We start from the raw sequence: 19,040 nt of genomic DNA, 5'->3' as shown, positions 1-19,040 counted from the left end.
CACCGAGCACCACCATCAGGACCGGTTCGGACAGCCGGGACGCGGTCCACGCCCCCACCGGCACCGTGCACACCGCAGCCGCGACGAACGGCACCATGGCCCGCGGCCGCACCCCGCGCCACCCGCTCACCAGCCCCGCACAACTGACAAGACCCGCCGAACAGTTGGCGAGCAGCACCCCGTCGACCGGCCCGAGCAGCAGCATCAGGGCGGGCGCGGCGACCAGCGCGAACCCCATCCCGGTCAGCCACTGCACGCACCCCGCCACCGCCACGATCCCCGCCAGCACCACGTCACCCATCGGCGGAGCGTACGGCGCCGCTCCGGGGAACGGGACCCCCGCGACCGCACCCGGGCGGGACGGCGGTGCTGAGGGACGCGTCCGGCCGGCCGCGAGGCTGTAGGGGCCGGACGGGCGCGCGGCCATCGATGCTCCCGCCTCAACGACGGTCCGTCGTCCGGTTGCGCGGACGACGCCCTGGCGGGGCCCGGTCCGCAGAGCAAGCCCCGCGCCCGGCACTCTGGGCCCGCCCTGGCCCCGGCGCCAGAGGCCGTTCGGCCCCCACCGGGGCCCGGGCGGGCCCATGTGCCCGCCGGCCGGCACTACCCTGGCAGTCAGCAGTCCGGCAGTGACGGCTGCACGGCGGTGGGGCTCGCCGTACCCGAACCGCGGCACCGGCGCCGCCAACAGTCCCTACTTGCGACGGCACGCGCCCTGACATCCGGGCGCAGGCGAGTAGGAGATGCACGTTCATGAGGCCCCCGCACACTGAAGTGGTGCACGAGCCCGTTGATCCCGACGAGGATCCGTACCTGTCCGCGCGCCGCCCGGCCCGACTGCCCCGGTCGTGGCGGGAGCAGGGCCCGGTCGTGGCGGTGGTCGCGGCCGGCGGCGCGATCGGCGCGTCGGCGCGGTACGCGGTGTCACTGGGCTGGCCGGTCGCGCCCGGCGGATTTCCCTGGCCGACGCTGTGGGTGAACGTCGCCGGATGCGCCGTGATGGGCGTCTTCATGGTGCTGATCAGCGACGTGTGGGCGGCACACCGGCTGGTCCGGCCGTTCTTCGGCACCGGGGTGCTCGGCGGCTTCACCACGTTCTCGACGTACGCGGTGGACATTCAGCGACTCATCGACGGCGGCGAGCCCCGCACGGCCCTGGCCTATCTCGCGGCGACGCTCGTCCTGGCCCTCGGGGCGGTGTGGTGCGCGGCGAACGCGACGCGCCGCGTCCTGACCTGGAGGCAGCGATGAACTGGCTGCTGGTGATCGGTGGCGCGGTGGTCGGCGCCCCGCTGCGCTATCTGACCGACCGCGCGGTGCAGCGCCGGTTCGACACCGCCTTCCCGTGGGGCACCTTCACCGTGAACGTCTCAGGGAGCCTGATCCTCGGCCTGCTGACCGGCGCGGTCGCGTTCGGCGCGGCCTCCTCGCAGGTGCAGCTGCTGATCGGGACGGGCCTGTGCGGGGCGCTGACCACGTACTCGACGTTCTCGTACGAGACGCTGCGGCTGGCCGACGACCGGGCCCGCTTCTTCGCCGCGGCCAACGTGCTCGCGAGCGTGGCGGCCGGGCTCGGCGCCGCCTTCGTGGGCGCCGCCCTCGCCGAGGCGCTCTGGTCGTAGCCCGAGGCGGGCTCCGGTCACACGGTCGGGTGGTTGCCGCCGGGCCGCCGCCCGGCGGACCGGGTCGGCGGCACCGCGGAGACGATCATGCTCCGGTGAATCCCAACCGTCGAAGTTCCGCACACCGCTGGGCCGTTCCCGCCGCCGTGGCCGCCCTGAGCCTGCTGCCGTCGCTGTCCGCCGGCACCGCCGTCGCGCACCCCGCCGACTCGGAGCCGGGCGCCGTACCGCGCCCGGTGACCGCCGCCGAGGCCCGTACGCAGGCCTATCTGTCCTCCGTCCGCGCCCGGCCCGACCTGCAGCGCGGCTTCTTCCAACGCCTGCCCAAGGGCGGTGACCTGCACAACCACCTGTCCGGCGCGGTCTCCACCGAGTACCTGATCGACCTGGCCGCAGAGGACGGCCTGTGCGTCGACGGCACGATGACCGCCGTACCGGCCCCGTGCGGACCCGGCGCCCGCCCGGCCGCCGACGCGCGTACCGACCGGGACTTCCACGACGCGCTCGTCCGCGCCTGGTCCATGCAGGACTTCCCGTCCGGCCAGAACGGGCACGACCACTTCTTCGACACCTTCGGCAAGTTCGGCGAGGTCACCTGGCGCCACCGCGGCAAGCTGCTCGCCCAGGTCGCCGACGGCGTCGCCGCGCAGAACCAGTTCTATCTGGAGACCCTGGTCACCCCGGCCTCGGAAGGTGCCAAGAAGCTGGCGGGCGACGTCGGCTGGGACGCCGACCTCGCCGCGCTGCACCGCAAGCTGCTGGCCGGCGGCCGGCTGGACGGGCTGGTCGCCGACGCCCGCAAGGAGGCCGACGACGCCGACACCGAGTTCCGCACCACCGAGCGCTGCGGCACCCCCGCCGCCCGCCCCGGCTGCGGTCTCACCGTGCGCTGGTCCTCGCAGGTCTCGCGCGGCAGTTCGCCGGAGCGGGTCTTCACGCAGATGGCCCTCGGCATGCGACTGGCCGAGGCCGACCAGCGGTTCGTCTCGGTGAACCTGGTCCAGCCGGAGGACTGGGACAGCTCGCTGCGCGACTACAGCCTCCAGATGCGCATGCTCGCCTACCTGCGCGAGGTCTACCCGAAGGCCCACGTCACCCTGCACGCGGGCGAGTTGTGGCCCGGGCTCGTCAAGCCCGAGGACCTGAAGTTCCACATCAGGGAGGCCGTCCGCGTCGCCCGCGCCGACCGGATCGGCCACGGCGTCGACCTGGTCCACGAGGACGACTGGCAGGGCACCGCCCGCACGATGGCGGCCCGCGAGACCGCCGTCGAGGTCCCCTTCACCAGCAACGCCCAGATCCTCGGGGTCAAGGGCGCCGAGCACCCCTTCGACACGTACCGCGCGTACGGCGTCCCGGTCGTCCTCGCCACCGACGACCCGGGCGTCTCCCGCATCGACATCAGCCACGAGTACCGGTACGCGGCCCGGACCTACGGCCTGTCCTACCCGGAGCTGAAGGACCTGGCCCGCGCCTCCCTGGAGTACGCCTTCCTGCCCGGCGCCAGCCTGTGGCGCGGCAACCCCACCGCCACCGGCTACCGTCCGGCCCCGGCCTGCCGCGGCGAGCGCCCCGGCCTGCCGGTCCGCGCCCCGGACTGCCGCCGGCTGCTCGCCGCCAGCCCCAGGGCACAGACGCAGTGGCGCCAGGAGGCCGCCTTCGCCACGTTCGAGCGGAGCTTCGCCGGGCGGGCCCGCTGAGCGCCTTAGACCTGTCGGGTGGGGGCCGTCCGGCCCCCGTATCCGCCCGGCGGACGGGGCCGTTGTAGGGACATGACCTCAACTCGACGAGCCCTCACCGCTGTTCTGCTCGCAGTCGGAGCCACCGCGATCGCCGTGCCCACCGCCGGCGCCGCTCCGATCCCGCTGGCCGGTGAAGGCAGCGAAGCCATCTCCCCGACCGCGACGCTCGACTCGGTGTCGACCATGGCGATCCCGGCCGATCAGCGGGGCGAGCTGCCCACCACCGCCGGCCAGCTCTCCGGGCTCGACCGGCTGAACGAACTGCACCAGCTGACCGACCTGGTGGCGCCGGTCACCAACGTGGTCCCCTCGGTTCAGTAACTGCTCGGAACATCCCGGAACCTCCCGGTTCCTCACACGACGATGGCGGCGGACTGCAAGCAGTCCGCCGCCATCACTGCGTTGCGGTCGCTCAGTGGTTCGCGACACCGTTGCCGGAGAGCACCGGGATGTCGTCCAGGACGTGCGACAGCGGCTCGTCGCCCTTCGCCTGGGTCGAGTTCTCGGTGCACTGCTGGTTCTGCGGGGCCGACAGGATCGGGATGTCCTGGACCGCGACCGGGACGACACCGACGAGCGAACCGGCGTTGACCTTGGCCGGCAGGCCGACACACGGCTTGTTCAGCGAGCCCTGCACGAGACCGAGCTGCGGGCTCATGTCGCCGTGGGTCGCGGAGTTCCCGTACGCCTGCTCCGCACCGTTGCCGCTGTTGGAGGTCGTGCCGCCGTCATCCCCGATGGCCAGGGCCTGAGGAGCGGCCACCGCCGAAAGACCGGCGACGGAAGCAGCGATCGTTGCGGTTGCCCACAGCTTCTTCATGCGATTTCCCTTCACTGAGCGAATAGTGATGACGCGTTACGTTGGATCAACTGGCCAGAATTCGGACGGTTGCGGACGTGGACCCGTTCGGCCCAACGGCGCGCCCGTCACGCACAGGCCAACTTGTCGCCGGGCACGACCGTCCGGCCGTCGAACCGCGGCGGGTCCTGCGGCTCGGTCGGTGTGTCCGGCCGGGTCAGGGGGCGGTCCTCCCGGATGCCGGCGAACATCTGGTCGGCGCGCTCCTGGTCCCAGCGCAGCGTGGAACCCACGTTCTCGATCAGCGGGTTGAAGCCGTCGATCGGCACGGTCGTGAACTCCATCGCCGACAGCGGGACGTGGCGCAGCTCCCGCGCCATGGCGAGCAGATCGGTGGCGGTGAACCCCTGGTCGACCGAGGCCGAGCCGAGCAGGGTCCTGGCCAGTCCCGCGGCCCTGACCGGGTCGGCGAGGGCGTCCCGTACGCCGACGCTGCGCAGCGCGTTGACGAGGAAGCGCTGCTGGCGCTGGACGCGGCCCAGGTCGGCGCCGGCGTCGAGGTGGCGCGAGCGCACGTACTGCAGGGCGGGCCCCCCGGCGAGGTGGTGGCTGCCGGGGCTGAGCTGCAGTTTCGTGGCGGAGTCCGAGAGCCTGCGGTTCGTGCACACCGTGACCCCGTCGACCGCGTTCACGCCGTCGATGAACCGGCGGAAGTCGATCTGCAGGTAGTGGTCGATGCGGACCCCGGTCATCGTCTCGACCGTCTCCACCGCGAGCGCCGGGCCGCCCTCCGCGTACGCCGCGTTGATCTTCGCGGGGTGAGCCTCGCGCGGCGGGCCGTCGGCGGCGGGCTGGGCCGGGATCTCCGCCAGGGAGTCCCGCGGCAGGCTGACCACGCTGACCCGGTCGCGCCCCTCCGACAGGTGCACCAGCATCATCGCGTCCGTGCAGTTGCAGGCGACACCGCCGGCGTGGAACTTCTCCTTCTCCGCGCGGGTGATGGTGCCCCGGCCGTCCGTTCCCATCAGGAGGACGTTGACGCCCTGCCCGTCCTCGGGACGGTCCGTCAGTCCACCGAACGCGTTCACCTGCCTCGGCAGGGCGTCCGACACCTGCCCGATCGCGGCACCGGAGAACGCCAGGAATCCGAGAGCGAGTGCCCCGAGCACAATCCCTCTACGGCCACCCCGAGGGAATTTCTTCCGCATCATGACACTCCACTGGGAAGGGGTAGGTGCACGACGAGGATAGGTAAGTCCGCATTTCACCCCGGGTGGCTCGCGCAATAGGCGGCGAAAGTAACCCTTTCGCCCCACAAGGCGGTTGGTGCCATCGGCGCCGGAGGTATGGAGAACGCAACCGACCGCTACCCGGCAAGGGGCGATGACATGGGAGTTCCGCATGAGCGTTGGCGCCGGCAGACACTGATTCCGAGCAGTAGGACTGCACCCGAAAATCCGTCCTCGGCACCCATTTATTCGTCTCTCGTGGACGAATGGCGCGCGGCGGGAAAGACGCTTCCGGGTCTGTTCGACGCGGAGTGGGACGAGGCCGTGTCCCGCGATATCTGGCCCCGGTCCTGAAAACGAGTCGGGCCGCCCGGAAGGGCGGCCCGACCACGCTGCAGGGTCCGTCAGTGGTTGCCGGCACCGTTGCCGGACAGGACCGGGATGTCGTCCAGGACGTGCGACAGCGGCTCGTCGCCCTTCGCCTGGGTCGAGTTCTCGGTGCACTGCTGGTTCTGCGGGGCCGACAGGATCGGGATGTCCTGCACGGAGACCGGCACGACGCCGACGAGGGAGCCGAGGTTGGCCTTGGCCGGCAGGGCGACGCAGGGCTTGTTGAGCGAGCCCTGGATCAGCGCCATCTGCGGGCTCATGTTGCCGTACGTGGCGGAGTTGCCGTACGCCTGCTCCGCGTTGTTGCCGCTCTCGGAGGTCGTCCCGCCGTCGTTGCCGATCGCCAGGGCCTGCGGAGCCGCCACCGCCGAGATGCCGACGACGGACACGGCGACTGCTGCGGCAGCCACAGCCTTCTTCATCATGAGAGGTTCCCCTTCATTTGTTTTCTGACAGCACCGGGATCAACTGCGTCTCGCCGGATCGGTTGTCCACGTTCACTCAGACGGGGAACTTCGATCGCACCGCCGAGGGTGAATAAATGACAATCACGCAAGCGCCTCCACGCACGCCGTGCGGCGGGCCGATCGAGTGAACGTGCAGAACTAAACCGGCCTCGTGGAGTTGTCCCTTTCGCAGTAACCGGTGCCTGTCAGAAAAGGAACAGATCAATGCTCAAGAAGGCTATGGCTGCAGCAGCAGTCGCCGTGTCCGTCGTCGGCGTCTCGGCTGCGGCCGCCCCGCAGGCCCTCGCGATCGGTGACGACGGCGGCACGACCTCCGCCAGCGGCAACGACGCGAAGCAGGCCTTCGGCAACTCCATGACCGAAGGCGACATGAGCCCGCAGCTCGGCCTGGTCCAGGGCTCGCTCAACAAGCCCTGCATCGGCCTGCCGGTCAAGGGCAACGCCGGCTCCCTCGTCGGCCTGGTGCCGGTCTCGGTCCAGGACATCTCCGTCCTGTCCGCGCCGCAGAACCAGCAGTGCACCGAGAACTCGACCCAGGCGAAGGGCGACGAGCCGCTGTCGCACATCCTGAGCGACATCCCGGTCCTCTCCGGCAACGGTGCGCAGAACGGCTGATCCAGCCGCATCGGACACCTCGGGCCGCCCACGTCATCGGACGCGGGCGGCCCGAGTTTTTTATGCCCGCAAACTCATGCCTCTTTCCAGTTTCCTTATTCATTGCCGAATCGTTTGCATTTCGAGGGATCGAGCGGACGAGTGATTTCCTTTCGGTCTCCCGTCCCGGTCAGTTTTCTGAATAAAAGGAGAAAAGCATGTCTCTGAAGAAGAGCGCCACGATCATCGCCGGTGCCGTCATGGCCCTCGGCATGGCCGCGCCCGCGTTCGCCGACTCCGGCGCCGAGGCGGCGGCCGTGGGCTCCCCGGGCGTCCTGTCCGGCAACGTCCTCCAGGTGCCGGTCCACGTGCCGGTCAACTTCTGCGGCAACAGCATCAACGGCATCGCCGCGCTGAACCCCACGTTCGGCAACACCTGCGCCAACAGCTGACGCTGGTACCGCAGTTCGTCTCCCGGCCGACCCTGGCGCCCTTCGGGGCCCAGGGTCGGCTTCAGATTTCGAGCAGAGAGGGAAACGCATTTGAGGCAGGCACTGAGAATCGGCGTCATGGCAGCCGCGGCGGCGACGGGCATCCTGTCCATGCCCGGATCCAGCGCGTCCGCCATGACCGGCGACCAGGAGCAGCCGAGCGGCTCGCCCGGTGTGCTGTCCGGCAACTCCGTCGCGGCTCCGCTGTCGGTTCCCGTGAACCTCTGCGGAAACACCGCCGACGTCGTGGGAGCGGTCAACCCCGCCTCGGGCAACGACTGTTCCGCCGAGGCCGGTGCGACGGCCGGGCAGGGCACCGGGGACTCGGCGGCGACCGCGTCGCACTCCGCGGGCGTCCTGTCGGGCAACTCCGTACAGGCCCCCGTGGACATCGGGCTGAACCTGTGCGGCGACAGCGTCGACGTCGTGGGTGCGGCCAACCCGGCGTCGGGCAACGCGTGCTCGGGTGCGGGAGAGGCGTCCGCCGCCCCCGCAGGCCCCGAGACCCCGGAGATCCCTGAGGTCGAGGTACCTCCGGCCGGGCACGACTCCCCGACCGTGCCGCCGACGAGCAGGTCGGTCCCGCAGCCGGAGCGGGTCGTCCCGCAGCACGTCGCGACGCACGAGCAACTGCCCGTACCGGAGGCGGAGATCGGTCCGCACGCACCCGTGGCGCGTGCGCAGCTCGCCGACACGGGGGTCGACCAGAACCTTCTGGCGGCCGCGGCCACCAGTGCGGGGCTACTGGTCGGGGGCGGCGTCCTGTATCGCAGGGCACGTGCCGCGGGGCGCTGAGCGCCAGGTCGGGAAGAGCCACGCAAGTGCTCTTCCCGACCCACAGAGGATGCGCCGATGAACGGCTGCCTCCCCACGGCGTGAAGCCGACGGCTGGGAGGAAGGCAGCACGGCCATTCTCATGACAGGTGCCAGTGGACCACCGGCAGCACCGCCCGGACGGGTCGGTTCACCCGTTCGCCCGCGATGTCACCCCAACGGGTCCCTGGTGCTCGCGGCCCCGCGGCACCACGGGCCCGCCCTGCCGGGGCCGGCGCGCCAGATGCCGCTCGACCGCGTCGACCAGCGTGGGCGCGGTGTACGACGCCCCGTGGACGAAGCGCATGGCGGGGCCGAAGTCGGCGGCGGTCACCAGGCCCGCGAGGAAGAGCCCCGGGTAGGACGACGCGAAGCCCCGTCCCACGCGCGGTGAGCCGCCTGCGGACCGGGCGAGGACGCTCCGCACCCGGGGCGCGAGCACGGTCATCCGGGCGCAGTCCGCCTCGAATCCGGTGGCCGCGATGACGTGGTCGGTGTCGAAGTCGCGGGCCCCCGCCGCCGCGTCGACCGTGCGGATCCGGACCCGCCCCGACACCGGCCGCGCGTCGACGACCGTCTCGCCCAGCCGGACGTCGACGCCCCCCGCCGCCACCCGGTCCCTGATCCACCAGGCGCCGGCCGGCCCGAGCGCCGACGCCGTGACGGCGGCCCGGGTGCGGTCGGGCAGTCTCCTGAACGCGCCGGGCCGCTCCGCGTAGAACCAGTTGCGCCAGCCGCAGCCGAGGCCGCTGTGCGGGGCGCGCAGGCTCTTCCACCAGGGGCGCACCCACGGCGGCGGGACGCTGTTCCAGGCCAGTTCGGGGGCGCGGGCCACGATGCGTACCCGGGCGGGCAGTTCGGCGAGCAGCGCCGCGGTCTCCAGGGCCGCCTGCCCGGCGCCCACGACCGTGACGTCCGCGTCGCGGAACCGGCTCAGGTCGCTGTGCTGGCTGCTGTGCGTCACGTGCTCCTCGGCCAGCCCGCGCAGGGCTTCCGGGACGCGCATGTACGGCAGTACGCCCGTGGCCAGCGCCACGGCCCTGCTGTGCAGGACCTGTCCGTCCTCGGTCTCGACCAGGAAGCCGGTGGGGGCCGCGTCGATGCGCGCGATCATCCGCTCGTCGAGGTTCGCCACCGCCTGCCGGGCGAACCACAGCCCGTACGACGCGAACGTGCCGACGGGGATGGGGCGGCCGTGCCGGGCGGTCTCGCCGTGCTCGACGCAGTACCGGTCGAGGCCGAGGCCGGGTCCGGGAGCGGAGAGGTGGGAGGCCCAGGGCTCGGACTTGAGGAACATGCCGCGCGGCATGTGGTGCCGCCAGGACTCCATCGGCCGTCCGAAGACCCGCGTGTCGAGCCCGCGGGCCTCGGCGTGCGCGGCGATGGACAGGCCGTAGGGGCCGGCCCCCACGATCAGCAGGTCGTACATCAGCAGCTCGCCTTTCGTTCGGCTGTGGTCGGCGCGGCGACCGGGGGTTCGGTGGGCTCGGGGAGAGCGGCCCGGGGCGCCGTCCTGGCGCGGCCGACGAGCCGGCGGGCGGCGTGCTGGGACCACTCGGTGGCCATGCTCCAGGCGGGCGCGGGATCGTCCTGGGCGTTCCAGGCGAACTCCCGCGCGGCGGGCCCGCGTTGGGCCGGGAGGGCGGAGGCCACCAGGGCCCTGAGCGCGGACAGGGGCGCGTAGTTCTCGACGACGAAGGTGCGTCCCGGCAGGGCGTACCCGGAGGGGAGCGGCTGGTGGGTCAGGTCGAGGTACTGGGCGCGGACGACGTCTAGGCCGTTGCCGTCCGCGAACAGCCGGAACTGCGCCCCGGGCCGGGGGTTGAAGTCGAGCAGGCAGTACTGGCCCGTCTCCGCGTCCACCCGGAAGTCGATGTCGAAGATGCCCCGGTACCCCAGGGCCTCGACCAGACGCTCGACCATGTCCTGCAGTTCCGGGACCGGTGACCAGCGGCCCACGGCGGTCAGGCCCGCGCCGCGCGGCCACGCGTGGCGCTTGCTGCCGGCGCCGCCGCCGTGCAGCCGGCCGTGCCGGTCGACGTACCCGTGGAAGAACCAGTCCCGGCCCTGACCGGCGGCCAGGTACTTCTGGAGCAGGAGTTCGCTGCCGGTGCCCGCGCCCCGCACGTAGAGGCTCCGCGCCTCCTCCGGCGAGCCGATCAGACAGGTGCTGCGCAGGCCCGAGCCCTGCGGGAGGAGCCAGGGGCGGCTCCACTTCGCCACCGCGGGCAGGCCGAGCTCGGCGACCGCGGCGTACGCCTCGTGCTCGTCCCGAGGCAGCACCACCGGGGGGTGTCCGATGCCGGCGGCCCGGCAGAGATCCGGCAGCCGTGCCTTGTCCGCGACGTGTTCGGCGAGCCGCTCCGGCTGCTCCGGCAGGAGGAACGTCTCGGCCAGCGCGGGGCGCAGCCGGCTCACCGCGATGGCCCCGGCGTCATCCATAGGGATCAACACCCCCGGCCGGGTGATCCGGGCCGCGATCCGGCGCAGCGCCCCGACCACCTCGCCCGACGACGCGCCCGGGCGCGGGGGCAGGTGCATCTGCCGCACGTAGCGCGATCGGGCCACCGGACTTCCGTCGGCCACGGCCGCCACGTGCACCTCCACACCGCAGCGTCCCAGGGATCTGACCGCCCCCAGCGTGCCGTGGTGAAAGGGGTTGGGGTCGATCCGCAGCAGCACGACCGGGACACAGGGGTCGAGCATGTGTCGATTCCTTCCAGGAGCTAACCCATGAGGGTGACGGAGGGCGGCCATCGGCCGGTCCACGATTGGCGCCATAAGCATTCATATGACTGAGTGTCAGGAATGGAGCGAGTGCGGTACGAGGAGCAGGCATGGCCGGGAAACGCCGATGGACGAAGCGCAGCAGACTTCCGCTGATCGCGGCGGGAGTCCTGATCTCACTGGTGGTCGCGTCAGGATCCGTGTCCATCGAGCGTGCGGACGCCAGCCCGCGCGGCGGGCCGAACCCGCCCGCGCCGACGAACCCCGTCCCGTGGTGGCCGTCCGGAACACCGGACCCGGCCGGCCCGGCCGACCCGGTCAGTCCGGTCGCAGCCAGCCCGGAGCCCACGCCGCAGCCGAGCAGTCCGGCACCCGCCGAGTCGACCCCGTCGGTCCCGTGGTGGCCGACGGAGTCCCCCACTCCGCAGGTGCCGGCCGAGCCGGAGAGGTTCCCCGCGTTCGGGGCCTACCTGGACTACGGGCCGCTGGGCGTCACCCGGATGAAGAACCTGTCGGAGTGGCTGGGCGGGGCCGATCTGCGCGTCGGCCACACCTATCTCCCCGGTGACCGCTGGAGCAACATCGAGGGCTCGCCGCCGTTCCTCAACAGCTGGGCCCGCTGGCGCAAGGAGCGCGCGGACCGGCTCTTCGTGCTCAACGTGCCGATGCTGGAGCGCAACGAGGAAGGGGTGCCGGACGCACAGGTGCGGAGCCTGCTCCGGCAGGGCGCGGCCGGCGACTTCGACGCGCACTTCAAGAAGCTGGCCGAGCGGCTGGTCGACCTGGAGGTGCCGGACACCGTCCTGGTGCTCGGCTGGGAGATGAACGGCATCACCTACACGCACCGCTGCGGCCCCGATCCCGCCGCGTGGAAGAAGTACTGGTCCCGGATCGTCACGGTGATGCGGTCGGTGCCGGGGCAGAAGTTCCGCTTCGACTTCACGCCCAGCCGGGGCCGGGACGCCGTGCCGTGGACCGAGTGCTATCCGGGCGACGACGTGGTCGACATCGTCGGCATGGACTCGTACGACCAGCCCGAGGGCAAGTCCTTCGACGAGCAGGTGTCCGAGCCGTACGGGCTGCAGGAGCAGGTCGACTTCGCGGTGCAGCACGACAAGCCGATCTCCTATCCGGAGTGGGGCCTGTTCCGCAACGGCGACAACTCCGAGTACATGCGGCGGATGCTCGCGTGGATGGACGAGCACAAGCCGCTCTACAACACGCTGACGGACTACTGTCCGCACGGCGTGTGGCAGTGCGACGAGAATCCGAAGGCGTCGGAGATCTACCGGGCGGCGCTGACCGGCCGCGACAAGCCGGTCGAGCCCACGCAGCCGGCCACCCCGACGCAGCCGACCGATCCGACGCGGCCCCCGCAGTGCTCTCCGGTGGACCTGGGCGACTGGGTCGAGCACTGGCTGGGCGGCAAGCTCTGCCTGAAGTTCGACTGGTGGCAGCGCAATTCCTGAACCGGCGTGACCGCCGCGCGCGGTGGCGGCCCGGCCTCTAGGCCGGATCGCCACCGCGCTCCTTCCAGGCACGGCGGGCCTGCCTGGCCAGGGACCTGGCGCGGATGTCGGCGAGGAGTGCGGCCAGTTGGGGCGCGGAGCTGTGCCGGGCCAGCAGGAACCGCTGGTTGACCCGCTGTTCGGGGCGCCAGTGCAGCTTGTACGGCTCGGTGCCGCGCAGCAGGCTCAGCACGTCCGTGCGGGAGGTGTCCTGGAGGTGCTGGGCGCACGAGCGCAGCAGCATGGTGGCCACGTCGATCTTGCGGTCCCGCAGGTCGGGGTGGGCGCCGTAGAGGTAGCCGCCGGCCAGGCGGGGCGACACGAAGGTCAGGTCGGCGGCGACGACGGAGCCGTCCAGGGTGAACTCCGTGACGACCGCGTCGCCGGTCTCCGCCATGAGGGCGACCGAGCGCGTCAGGTGCTCGGCGAAGCGCGGCTTGACGTGCTCGGTCGTCACCTTGCGCTGCTGCCACTGGAGTTGGTGCAGCTCCAGCAGCCGGCGCACGGAGGGGCCGACCTCGGCCGCGGGCACGACCCGGCGTTCGATGCCCGCCGCGTCCAGCTTGCGCATCTTGGCGCGGGCCCGCTGCGCCCTGGGCCGCGGCAGCCGCTGCACCAGGTCGTCCATCGGCAGCGCGGGCAGTTCGAGGCACGCCGAGTCCGCGCAACGGCGCCGCGGCCCCGGCCAGTCGTCGTGCAGGGCCTCCACGGCGCTGCCCGGCCGCACCTCGCGGAAGTCGATCACGGCGCCCCTGGCCAGCTTCCACAAGCCGGTGCGCAGGGCGTCGAGGGCGGGCCTGACCGGACCGCCTCGGCCCTCCTCGACGAGGACGTCGCTGAAGTCGGAGATGCCCGTGCCGAGCGGCGTCAGTGTCGGGAGGGGGCGCGGCCGCCGCATCAGCGGGGCGGCCGCCACCAGCCGCCCGTCCTGGCGCACCAGCACGACGCGCAGCCGCCCCGCCCCGCCGTAGGAGAGCCACCACGAGTGGAGCCAGGCGTGGCTCTGGAACGGTGTCGCGGCCGCCGTCGACCGGTGCAGCCGGTTCCACTCCTCGCGCAGCGCGCCGAACCCGGCCGGGTCCGTGCACACCGTGACGGCGAGGCCGGGCGTGCCCGTCGGCATCAGGCGCCACCCCGCAGTCCGGCCGCGGTGGCGGGGGCCGGGACGGTGGCCGCGGCCGGTCCGGCCTCGCGGCGCGGGCGGACCAGCAGCGCGAGGCCGCCCAGCAGGCCGCCGGCGCAGGCGCCGACGAGCGTGGTCAGCGCGGCGGACGGGGACGACGGGTCGGTCGGCTTCACGGCCCGGGTGAAGCGCAGGAGTTCGACGTGGGTGTCGTCCTTGGTGTGGCCGGCGTTGACGGTGAGCGCGCGGGCCACCGCGTTGGCCATCTCCATGGCCTGGGCGGGCTCTTCCGCGGACGCCGAGATCGCGACCATGGGGGCGTCCGGCGACGTCTCGGCGCGCACCTGCGACTGCAGCGTCTTCACCGGGACGCCCGCCGCGACCTGGGCGTCGCTCAACACCGCGACCTGTGTGGCCACCCGGCTGTAGGCCTGGGCGAAGCCGAGCGCCGACATCGGGTCGGACTTCTCCGTCGGCACGGCGATCACATAGCTCGTCGCCGTGTACTCGGGCGTACTGACCGCGCCGTACACGCCGCCCGCCAGCGCACCGGCCACGATGCCCACGGGCAGCGGCCACCAGCGCGGCGGCTTCCTCCGGCCCGCGCCGGTCGCGGCGGAGGGCGCGCGGGCCACGGTCCTGTCCTGTGCGGCTTCGGTCATGACGTACTCACTCCTCGCGTCGGTGCGCGCAGGGCCGTCGCGTACACGTCGTGGTGCAGGGCGGCGCTGCGGGCGATGCTGTAGTGGAGGGCGGCCTGGGAAGGTGCTCTGCCGGTCGCCGGCTCATTGCGGATTCTTCGGACTTCACGGACGAACGAGGCAGGTTCGCACGGGACACGGACGGCGTCGGCCACCGTTCCCCTGGGCAGGTCGTCGACCGCGGGGCAGCTGACGTAGAGCACGGGCAGCCCGCCGGCCTGCGCCTCCACCACGGCCAGACCGAACGCCTCGTCGACCGACGGCGAGGCGAGGACGTCCATCGCGGACATCAGCGCGGGCAGGTCGACCACGCCGTCGGACGGATCAGCGGCCGTGTGCGGGCGCTCCCCGGCGAACACGACCCGGCCGGACACCCCGGCCCGGACCGCCGCCCGCCGCAGCGCCGCCTCCTGCGGACCCGTGCCGACGAGCAGCAGGTGCACGTCGTCCGGCAGGTCGCGCAGGGCGTCGACCAGGACGCCGAACCGCTTGCCCGGCACCAGTCGCCCCACGCCGCCGACGACGAAGGCGTCCGGGCGCAGGCCGAGTTCGCGGCGCACCGCGGCCCGGGCCCCGGGGTCGAAGGCGAAGCGGGGGACGTCGACGCCGTTCGGGACGACGTGCACGCGGTGCGGCGCCACGCCCCACCGGCGCAGCCGCTCGGCGACCGCGGGGGACACGGCGATCGTCGCCCGGCCCAGCTTCTCGCCCAGCAGGTACAGGGCGCGTACGCCGGAGGTCAGCGGGCGGCCCTCGATCTGGCCGTCGCCCAGCGAGTGCTCGGTGGCGACGACCGCCCGGACCCCGGCCGCGCGGGCGGCGATCCGGCCGTACAGACAGGCGCGGTAGAGATGGGTGTGGACGACGTCGTACCGGCCGTCCCGCACGATCCGCACCAGGCGGGGCAGGGCCCGGCCGTCCCGGTTGCCCGCCATCCCGAGGTGGGCGACGTGCACCCCGTCGCGGCGCAGACCGTCGGCGACCTGCCCCGGGTGGGTCAGGGTCACGACGTCGTGGGTGCCCGGCAGATGGCGTACGAGCAGCCGCAGTTGCTGTTCCGCACCCCCGGCACCGAGGCCGGTGATGACGTGCAGCACCCTCACCGCGCGCCCTCCTCGGCGTGCCAGGCACGGCGCCGCAACCGGTGCACCCGGCGCTTGAGTTCGAGGCGCCACGGGGCGTCCCGCTGCCCGACGTACACACGGGGCATGGCGTACACGCTGGTCAGAGAGCCGGGCGAGATCGCGCAGCCGTAGCGGTAACCGGCCCGGCGGACCGCTTCCACGGTCGGCGGGTCGACGTGTCCGTACGGGTAGCAGAAACCGTGCACGGGGCCGCCGGTGAGCTCCTCCAGCTGCGCCTTGCTGCGCTGGACCTCCGCCCGCCGCTCGTCGTCGTCCGCGCGGGTGAGGTCGACGTGCAGGAGGCCGTGCGAGCCGATCTCCATGCCGGCCGCCGCGGCCGCCCTGATGCCCTGCGCGGTCAGCAGCGGCTTGCGGGGGCCCTCGACGTCCCAGCCGTTCTCGCCGCCGAGCCGGCCCGCCAGGACGAAGACCGTGGCGGAGCACTCGTAGTGCCTGAGCAGCGGCACCGCGTTCTCGACGAAGTCCCCGTACCCGTCGTCGAAGGTCAGCCCGACCAGGCCGCGTCCGGCGCCCCGGCTGCGCGCGTCGAGGAGTTCGGCGACGCTGACGCCGCGCAGCCCGCGCGAGCGCAGCCAGCGCAGTTGCTGCCCGAGGCGCTCCGGGGTGACGGTGACGTCGTACGGGTCGTCGGCGCAGTCGTCCACGGAGTGGTACATCGCCACCCACGGGGCACGACCCGGCAGGAGTTCCCTGGTCCTGGGGCCGGGTGGTTCCTGGAGCGCTGTTTCAACGGGCATTGCGGAGCTTTCTGGTCGCGATGCGGACGGCGGGCAGGAACGCCTGGACGTTCAGGGCCCACAGGAGGAAGCCGAAGACACCCCCGATGGCCAGGCATCCGGCGGCGAAGGACTCCAGCGGCTGATCGATCCGGGCCACGCACAGCAGCCCGGCGGCGGTCGCGGCCACCGCCGCGAGCAGCGTCTTGCCGAGTTCGAGCAGCACCGCCGGGATCCGCACGGGCACGCTCCGCCGGTCCATCGCGGTCAGCAGCAGGACGGCGGTGAACGTGATGCCCAGCGCGTTGGCCGCGGCGATGCCGCCGACCCCCCAGGCGCCGACCGCCCAGGTGCCCGCGCCGGCCGTGAGCGTCATGCCCGCGGCCATCGAGGCGACCGGGTACCAGGTGGGGCGACCGGCGGAGAAGTAGGAGCGGACGAGGGCGCCGACGAGACAGTGGCCGAGCAGCCCCAGCGAGTAGACGCGCATGATGGCCGCCGTGGCGGCGGTGTCCTCCCCGGTGAACGCTCCTCGCTGGAAGAGCAGCTGGATGATCTGCGGGGCGCAGGCGAAGACCACGGCCGCGCCGAACAGGACGATGCAGGCGGCGAGCGCCACGTCGCGCTCGACCCGGTCACGGGCGCGCTCGGTGTCGCCGCGCGCCAGCGCCTTGGCCACCACGGGGAAGGTGACCGTGCACAGCATGAGGGAGAGCACCATCGGCAACTGCGCGACCTTCTGCGCGTAGTTGAGGTGGGAGATGGCCCCGGACGGCAGCGAGGAGGCGAGGAAGCGCTCGATGAAGACCTGCGCCTGCCGGCACAGCGCGAAGAGCAGCACCGTCGCGATCAGCGCCAGGTCCATCGACTGCCGCTTGGCCGCCTTCGCGTCCTTCCCGCCGGCCTGGACCCCGTGGGCGGCGCTCGTCAGCCGGCGCCGCAGGGACGGTGCCTGGACGAGCACCATCAGACAGCCGCCGACGGCCACCCCCGCCGCCGCGGCGCGCACGCCCCAGCGGTCGGCCAGGACCAGCAGGGTGCCGATGATGCCCGTGTTGTACGCGACGTAGATGGCGGCCGGGGCGAGATAGCTGCTGTGGGCGCGCAGGGCGGCACTGCAGTACCCGGCGAGCCCGAACGTCAGGACGCAGGTCGCGGTCAACCGCGTGCAGTCGACGGCGAGCTGCGGATCGGGCAGGCCGGGCGCGAGCAGCGCGACCAGCTGCGGCGCGCCGATCATCAGCAGCACGGCGCAGGCCAGGAAGGCGAGGGTGAGCCGGGGCAGGGAGCTGGCCACCAGCGCCCGCACCGGGTCCTGGTCCCGCAGCTCCGGGACGCCGCGCGCGGCGATCGCGGCACTGAACGCGGGCACGAGCATGAACGCGAGGCCGTCCTCGATGAGGAGGGTCGACGCCACTTCGGGCACGGTCCACGCCACCAGGAAGGCGTCCGTCTCGCTGCCGGCCCCGAAGAGGTGCGCAAGGGCCTGGTCCCGGCCGAGGCCGAGCAGGGACCCGGCGGCGGAGAGCACGGCGGTGAGCAGCGCGGCGCGGGCCAGGAACGTGCTGGACGAGCCGGGCCCGTCGCCGCCGTCGCCGCTCTTGTCGGTGCCGCCCGGCGCCGGCTGCTGGGCCGGCAGCGCGGGCGAGAGCAGGGTCTCGTCCCCGTCCGCGGGAAGCGTGGGCTTCATCGCTCGCCCGCCGACCCGGCCACGGCCGCCGGGGCCAGCGCCCACCAGGCGGCCAGGCCGAACACGACGCCGGTGAGCACCGTGGACGGGCCGCCGATGTCCGCGTAGACGAAGTCGATCATCTGCCAGGTGAGCAGCCCGCAGGCGAGGAGCGCACAGTCGAGGCCGCGCTTCCCGCGGTGGGCCGTGCCGAGCCGCCGTACGCCGCACACCAGCAGCGCGGCCCAGGCGCCCGCGATGGCGCACAGGCTCAGCAGGCCCTGCTCGCTGAGGACCAGGAGGTACATGTTGTGCGGCGACAGCAGCGGCTGTCTGCGGAACGCGGCTCCGGCGCCGGCCACGTCGCTGCCCGCGGAGAGGGCGATCGACGCGTGGCTGTCACGGTAGGCGGGGAAGTTCTTCAGCCCCACCCCGGTGGCCGGGTGTTCCTCCCACATGTCGATCGCCGCCGCCCACATCGTGTACCGGTCCGTGACGGACTGGTCCGGCGCGGCGGTGACCTGCGTGATGCTGCTCAGCCGCTCCTGGAGCATCGACGAGCCCACGCCGAATCCGCCGACGAGGACGACGGCCGCGGCGACCCCCACGGCGAGTAGCCTGACGGCCCGGCGCAGTCCGGCGAGGACGATCTGCAGCACACAGACGACGGCCGTGGCGATCCAGGCGCCGCGGCTGAAGGAGAGCGCCAGCGGCACCGCGAGACCGAGCGCGCAGACCAGCGCGACCGTCCGGGTGCGGGGCGTCCCACCGCCGCCGAGGGCCAGTGCGACGGCGCAGACCAGGCCGTACGCGACCACGGTGGACATGCCCATCACGTCCGTGGCGCCGAAGGTGCCGACGGCCCGGATGTCCTCCCCGGCGTACGAGGCGCCGGTGCCGGTCAGGTACTGGTAGACGCCGATCGAGCCCTGCCACAGGCCGAGCCCGATCAGCGACCAGCCGACCAGCCGGAAGTCGCCGCGGTCGCGGACGAGCAGCAGTACGGCGGCGGGCACCAGGACGAGGACCTGGTAGTAACGCACCATTCCCGCCACGGCGTTGGCCGGTGAGTCCGCGCCGAGCGCGGCCACGGCGACCGCGACGACGGGCAGCCCGAGCACGACGAGCGCGGTGCGGGTCAAGGGGCGCTGCCGCAGGCGCACGGCACGCACCGCGCAGAAGAGCACGACCAGACCGGAGACGGCGTCGGCGGGGGTGCCGCCGCTGCCCTCGCCGGCGCCCGCGCCCAGGGGCACGCCGAGCATGGCGACCAGGAGGACGACCGGGAGCACGGGTCCGGCGCG

The 19,040-nt window shown here is 72.9% G+C and carries 20 protein-coding genes; 8 read left to right on the top strand and 12 right to left on the bottom strand.

Annotated features, from left to right (window positions below; genetic code table 11):
- The coding region (locus M4J07_RS38065; RefSeq protein ID WP_255979933.1) for a TSUP family transporter at positions 1-301 on the bottom strand (301 nt) is incomplete at its 3' end.
- A gap of 452 nt (positions 302-753) precedes the next feature.
- Between M4J07_RS38065 and crcB (M4J07_RS38060) the strand changes: the two genes are divergently transcribed.
- The 4 genes from crcB (M4J07_RS38060) (at position 754) to M4J07_RS38045 (ending at position 3,685) form a co-directional block, all read left to right on the top strand.
- Complete coding sequence (crcB, locus tag M4J07_RS38060; protein ID WP_255979931.1) at positions 754-1,251, top strand: fluoride efflux transporter CrcB; 498 nt, start codon at positions 754-756, stop codon at positions 1,249-1,251.
- Positions 1,248-1,622, top strand: a complete 375-nt coding sequence (gene crcB / locus M4J07_RS38055; RefSeq protein WP_255979929.1) for a fluoride efflux transporter CrcB — start codon at positions 1,248-1,250, stop codon at positions 1,620-1,622. The genes crcB (M4J07_RS38060) and crcB (M4J07_RS38055) overlap by 4 nt, the downstream gene beginning before the upstream one ends.
- A gap of 95 nt (positions 1,623-1,717) precedes the next feature.
- Entirely contained in the window at positions 1,718-3,322 is a 1,605-nt protein-coding gene (locus M4J07_RS38050; protein WP_255979927.1) for an adenosine deaminase family protein, read from the top strand.
- A 72-nt stretch (positions 3,323-3,394) separates the two neighbouring features.
- Entirely contained in the window at positions 3,395-3,685 is a 291-nt protein-coding gene (locus tag M4J07_RS38045; protein ID WP_255979925.1) for a hypothetical protein, read from the top strand.
- A 91-nt stretch (positions 3,686-3,776) separates the two neighbouring features.
- Here the strand turns inward: M4J07_RS38045 and M4J07_RS38040 are convergent, their stop codons facing one another.
- The 3 genes from M4J07_RS38040 to M4J07_RS38030 all read right to left on the bottom strand — a co-directional run bounded on the left by M4J07_RS38040 (position 3,777) and on the right by M4J07_RS38030 (position 6,207).
- Positions 3,777-4,184, bottom strand: coding sequence for a rodlin (locus M4J07_RS38040; protein WP_255979923.1), 408 nt, complete (start codon positions 4,182-4,184; stop codon positions 3,777-3,779).
- 107 nt (positions 4,185-4,291) lie between these two features.
- Complete coding sequence (locus tag M4J07_RS38035) at positions 4,292-5,332, bottom strand: LCP family protein (RefSeq protein WP_255979921.1); 1,041 nt, start codon at positions 5,330-5,332, stop codon at positions 4,292-4,294.
- A 464-nt stretch (positions 5,333-5,796) separates the two neighbouring features.
- Positions 5,797-6,207, bottom strand: coding sequence for a rodlin (locus M4J07_RS38030; protein ID WP_255979919.1), 411 nt, complete (start codon positions 6,205-6,207; stop codon positions 5,797-5,799).
- Between the two features lie 246 nt (positions 6,208-6,453).
- On the opposite strand from M4J07_RS38030, the gene M4J07_RS38025 reads away from it, so the two are divergent.
- The 3 genes from M4J07_RS38025 (at position 6,454) to M4J07_RS48035 (ending at position 8,129) form a co-directional block, all read left to right on the top strand.
- Positions 6,454-6,864 carry a rodlin gene (locus tag M4J07_RS38025; RefSeq protein WP_255979917.1) on the top strand — a complete coding sequence of 137 codons (411 nt, stop codon included), beginning with the start codon at positions 6,454-6,456 and terminating at the stop codon, positions 6,862-6,864.
- 197 nt (positions 6,865-7,061) lie between these two features.
- Positions 7,062-7,295 carry a chaplin gene (locus tag M4J07_RS38020; protein ID WP_305128707.1) on the top strand — a complete coding sequence of 78 codons (234 nt, stop codon included), beginning with the start codon at positions 7,062-7,064 and terminating at the stop codon, positions 7,293-7,295.
- Between the two features lie 117 nt (positions 7,296-7,412).
- Positions 7,413-8,129 (top strand): chaplin, encoded by a 717-nt coding sequence (locus M4J07_RS48035; protein WP_305128706.1) that lies wholly within the window; start codon positions 7,413-7,415, stop codon positions 8,127-8,129.
- Positions 8,130-8,298: 169 nt separating this feature from the next.
- Here the strand turns inward: M4J07_RS48035 and M4J07_RS38005 are convergent, their stop codons facing one another.
- A complete protein-coding gene (locus M4J07_RS38005; RefSeq protein ID WP_255979915.1) occupies positions 8,299-9,576 on the bottom strand; it encodes an NAD(P)-binding domain-containing protein in 1,278 nt (425 codons plus the stop codon).
- Positions 9,576-10,853, bottom strand: a complete 1,278-nt coding sequence (locus M4J07_RS38000; protein WP_255979913.1) for a carboxylate--amine ligase — start codon at positions 10,851-10,853, stop codon at positions 9,576-9,578. The genes M4J07_RS38005 and M4J07_RS38000 overlap by 1 nt, the downstream gene beginning before the upstream one ends.
- A 131-nt stretch (positions 10,854-10,984) precedes the next feature.
- Here M4J07_RS38000 and M4J07_RS37995 point away from each other — a divergent pair, with 131 nt between their 5' ends.
- Entirely contained in the window at positions 10,985-12,343 is a 1,359-nt protein-coding gene (locus tag M4J07_RS37995; protein ID WP_255979911.1) for a glycoside hydrolase family 26 protein, read from the top strand.
- 37 nt (positions 12,344-12,380) lie between these two features.
- Here the strand turns inward: M4J07_RS37995 and M4J07_RS37990 are convergent, their stop codons facing one another.
- The 6 genes from M4J07_RS37990 to M4J07_RS37965 are packed head-to-tail and all read right to left on the bottom strand — an operon-like array spanning position 12,381 to position 19,028.
- Positions 12,381-13,505 (bottom strand): GNAT family N-acetyltransferase, encoded by a 1,125-nt coding sequence (locus tag M4J07_RS37990; protein WP_255979909.1) that lies wholly within the window; start codon positions 13,503-13,505, stop codon positions 12,381-12,383.
- Positions 13,505-14,167 (bottom strand): lipopolysaccharide biosynthesis protein, encoded by a 663-nt coding sequence (locus tag M4J07_RS37985; protein ID WP_255979907.1) that lies wholly within the window; start codon positions 14,165-14,167, stop codon positions 13,505-13,507. The genes M4J07_RS37990 and M4J07_RS37985 overlap by 1 nt, the downstream gene beginning before the upstream one ends.
- Positions 14,164-15,309, bottom strand: a complete 1,146-nt coding sequence (locus tag M4J07_RS37980; protein ID WP_255979905.1) for a glycosyltransferase — start codon at positions 15,307-15,309, stop codon at positions 14,164-14,166. Before M4J07_RS37980 ends, M4J07_RS37985 begins: the two co-directional genes overlap by 4 nt.
- Complete coding sequence (locus M4J07_RS37975) at positions 15,306-16,088, bottom strand: polysaccharide deacetylase family protein (protein WP_255979903.1); 783 nt, start codon at positions 16,086-16,088, stop codon at positions 15,306-15,308. Before M4J07_RS37975 ends, M4J07_RS37980 begins: the two co-directional genes overlap by 4 nt.
- Entirely contained in the window at positions 16,078-17,757 is a 1,680-nt protein-coding gene (gene murJ / locus M4J07_RS37970) for a murein biosynthesis integral membrane protein MurJ (RefSeq protein ID WP_255979901.1), read from the bottom strand. Before murJ ends, M4J07_RS37975 begins: the two co-directional genes overlap by 11 nt.
- A complete protein-coding gene (locus M4J07_RS37965; RefSeq protein WP_255979935.1) occupies positions 17,754-19,028 on the bottom strand; it encodes an O-antigen ligase family protein in 1,275 nt (424 codons plus the stop codon). The genes murJ and M4J07_RS37965 overlap by 4 nt, the downstream gene beginning before the upstream one ends.
- Positions 19,029-19,040: the final 12 nt, after the last annotated feature.

Source organism: Streptomyces longispororuber, from assembly GCF_024448165.1.
Taxonomy (GTDB): domain Bacteria; phylum Actinomycetota; class Actinomycetes; order Streptomycetales; family Streptomycetaceae; genus Streptomyces; species Streptomyces longispororuber_A.
Note: the sequence above shows the minus strand (reverse complement) of the source record. Positions and strands in the feature narration are given on the sequence as shown.

Bases quoted from the DNA above. Each gene is read 5' to 3' on its own strand.
- crcB (WP_255979931.1), top strand. From the start codon at position 754: ATGAGGCCCCCGCACACTGAAGTGGTGCACGAGCCCGTTGATCCCGAC.
- crcB (WP_255979929.1), top strand. From the start codon at position 1,248: ATGAACTGGCTGCTGGTGATCGGTGGCGCGGTGGTCGGCGCCCCGCTG.
- M4J07_RS38045 (WP_255979925.1), top strand. From the start codon at position 3,395: ATGACCTCAACTCGACGAGCCCTCACCGCTGTTCTGCTCGCAGTCGGA.
- M4J07_RS38040 (WP_255979923.1), bottom strand. From the start codon at position 4,184: ATGAAGAAGCTGTGGGCAACCGCAACGATCGCTGCTTCCGTCGCCGGT.
- M4J07_RS38030 (WP_255979919.1), bottom strand. From the start codon at position 6,207: ATGATGAAGAAGGCTGTGGCTGCCGCAGCAGTCGCCGTGTCCGTCGTC.
- M4J07_RS38025 (WP_255979917.1), top strand. From the start codon at position 6,454: ATGCTCAAGAAGGCTATGGCTGCAGCAGCAGTCGCCGTGTCCGTCGTC.
- M4J07_RS38020 (WP_305128707.1), top strand. From the start codon at position 7,062: ATGTCTCTGAAGAAGAGCGCCACGATCATCGCCGGTGCCGTCATGGCC.
- M4J07_RS48035 (WP_305128706.1), top strand. From the start codon at position 7,413: ATGGCAGCCGCGGCGGCGACGGGCATCCTGTCCATGCCCGGATCCAGC.
- M4J07_RS38005 (WP_255979915.1), bottom strand. From the start codon at position 9,576: ATGTACGACCTGCTGATCGTGGGGGCCGGCCCCTACGGCCTGTCCATC.
- M4J07_RS38000 (WP_255979913.1), bottom strand. From the start codon at position 10,853: ATGCTCGACCCCTGTGTCCCGGTCGTGCTGCTGCGGATCGACCCCAAC.
- M4J07_RS37995 (WP_255979911.1), top strand. From the start codon at position 10,985: ATGGCCGGGAAACGCCGATGGACGAAGCGCAGCAGACTTCCGCTGATC.
- M4J07_RS37990 (WP_255979909.1), bottom strand. From the start codon at position 13,505: ATGCCGACGGGCACGCCCGGCCTCGCCGTCACGGTGTGCACGGACCCG.
- M4J07_RS37985 (WP_255979907.1), bottom strand. From the start codon at position 14,167: ATGACCGAAGCCGCACAGGACAGGACCGTGGCCCGCGCGCCCTCCGCC.
- M4J07_RS37975 (WP_255979903.1), bottom strand. From the start codon at position 16,088: ATGCCCGTTGAAACAGCGCTCCAGGAACCACCCGGCCCCAGGACCAGG.
- murJ (WP_255979901.1), bottom strand. From the start codon at position 17,757: ATGAAGCCCACGCTTCCCGCGGACGGGGACGAGACCCTGCTCTCGCCC.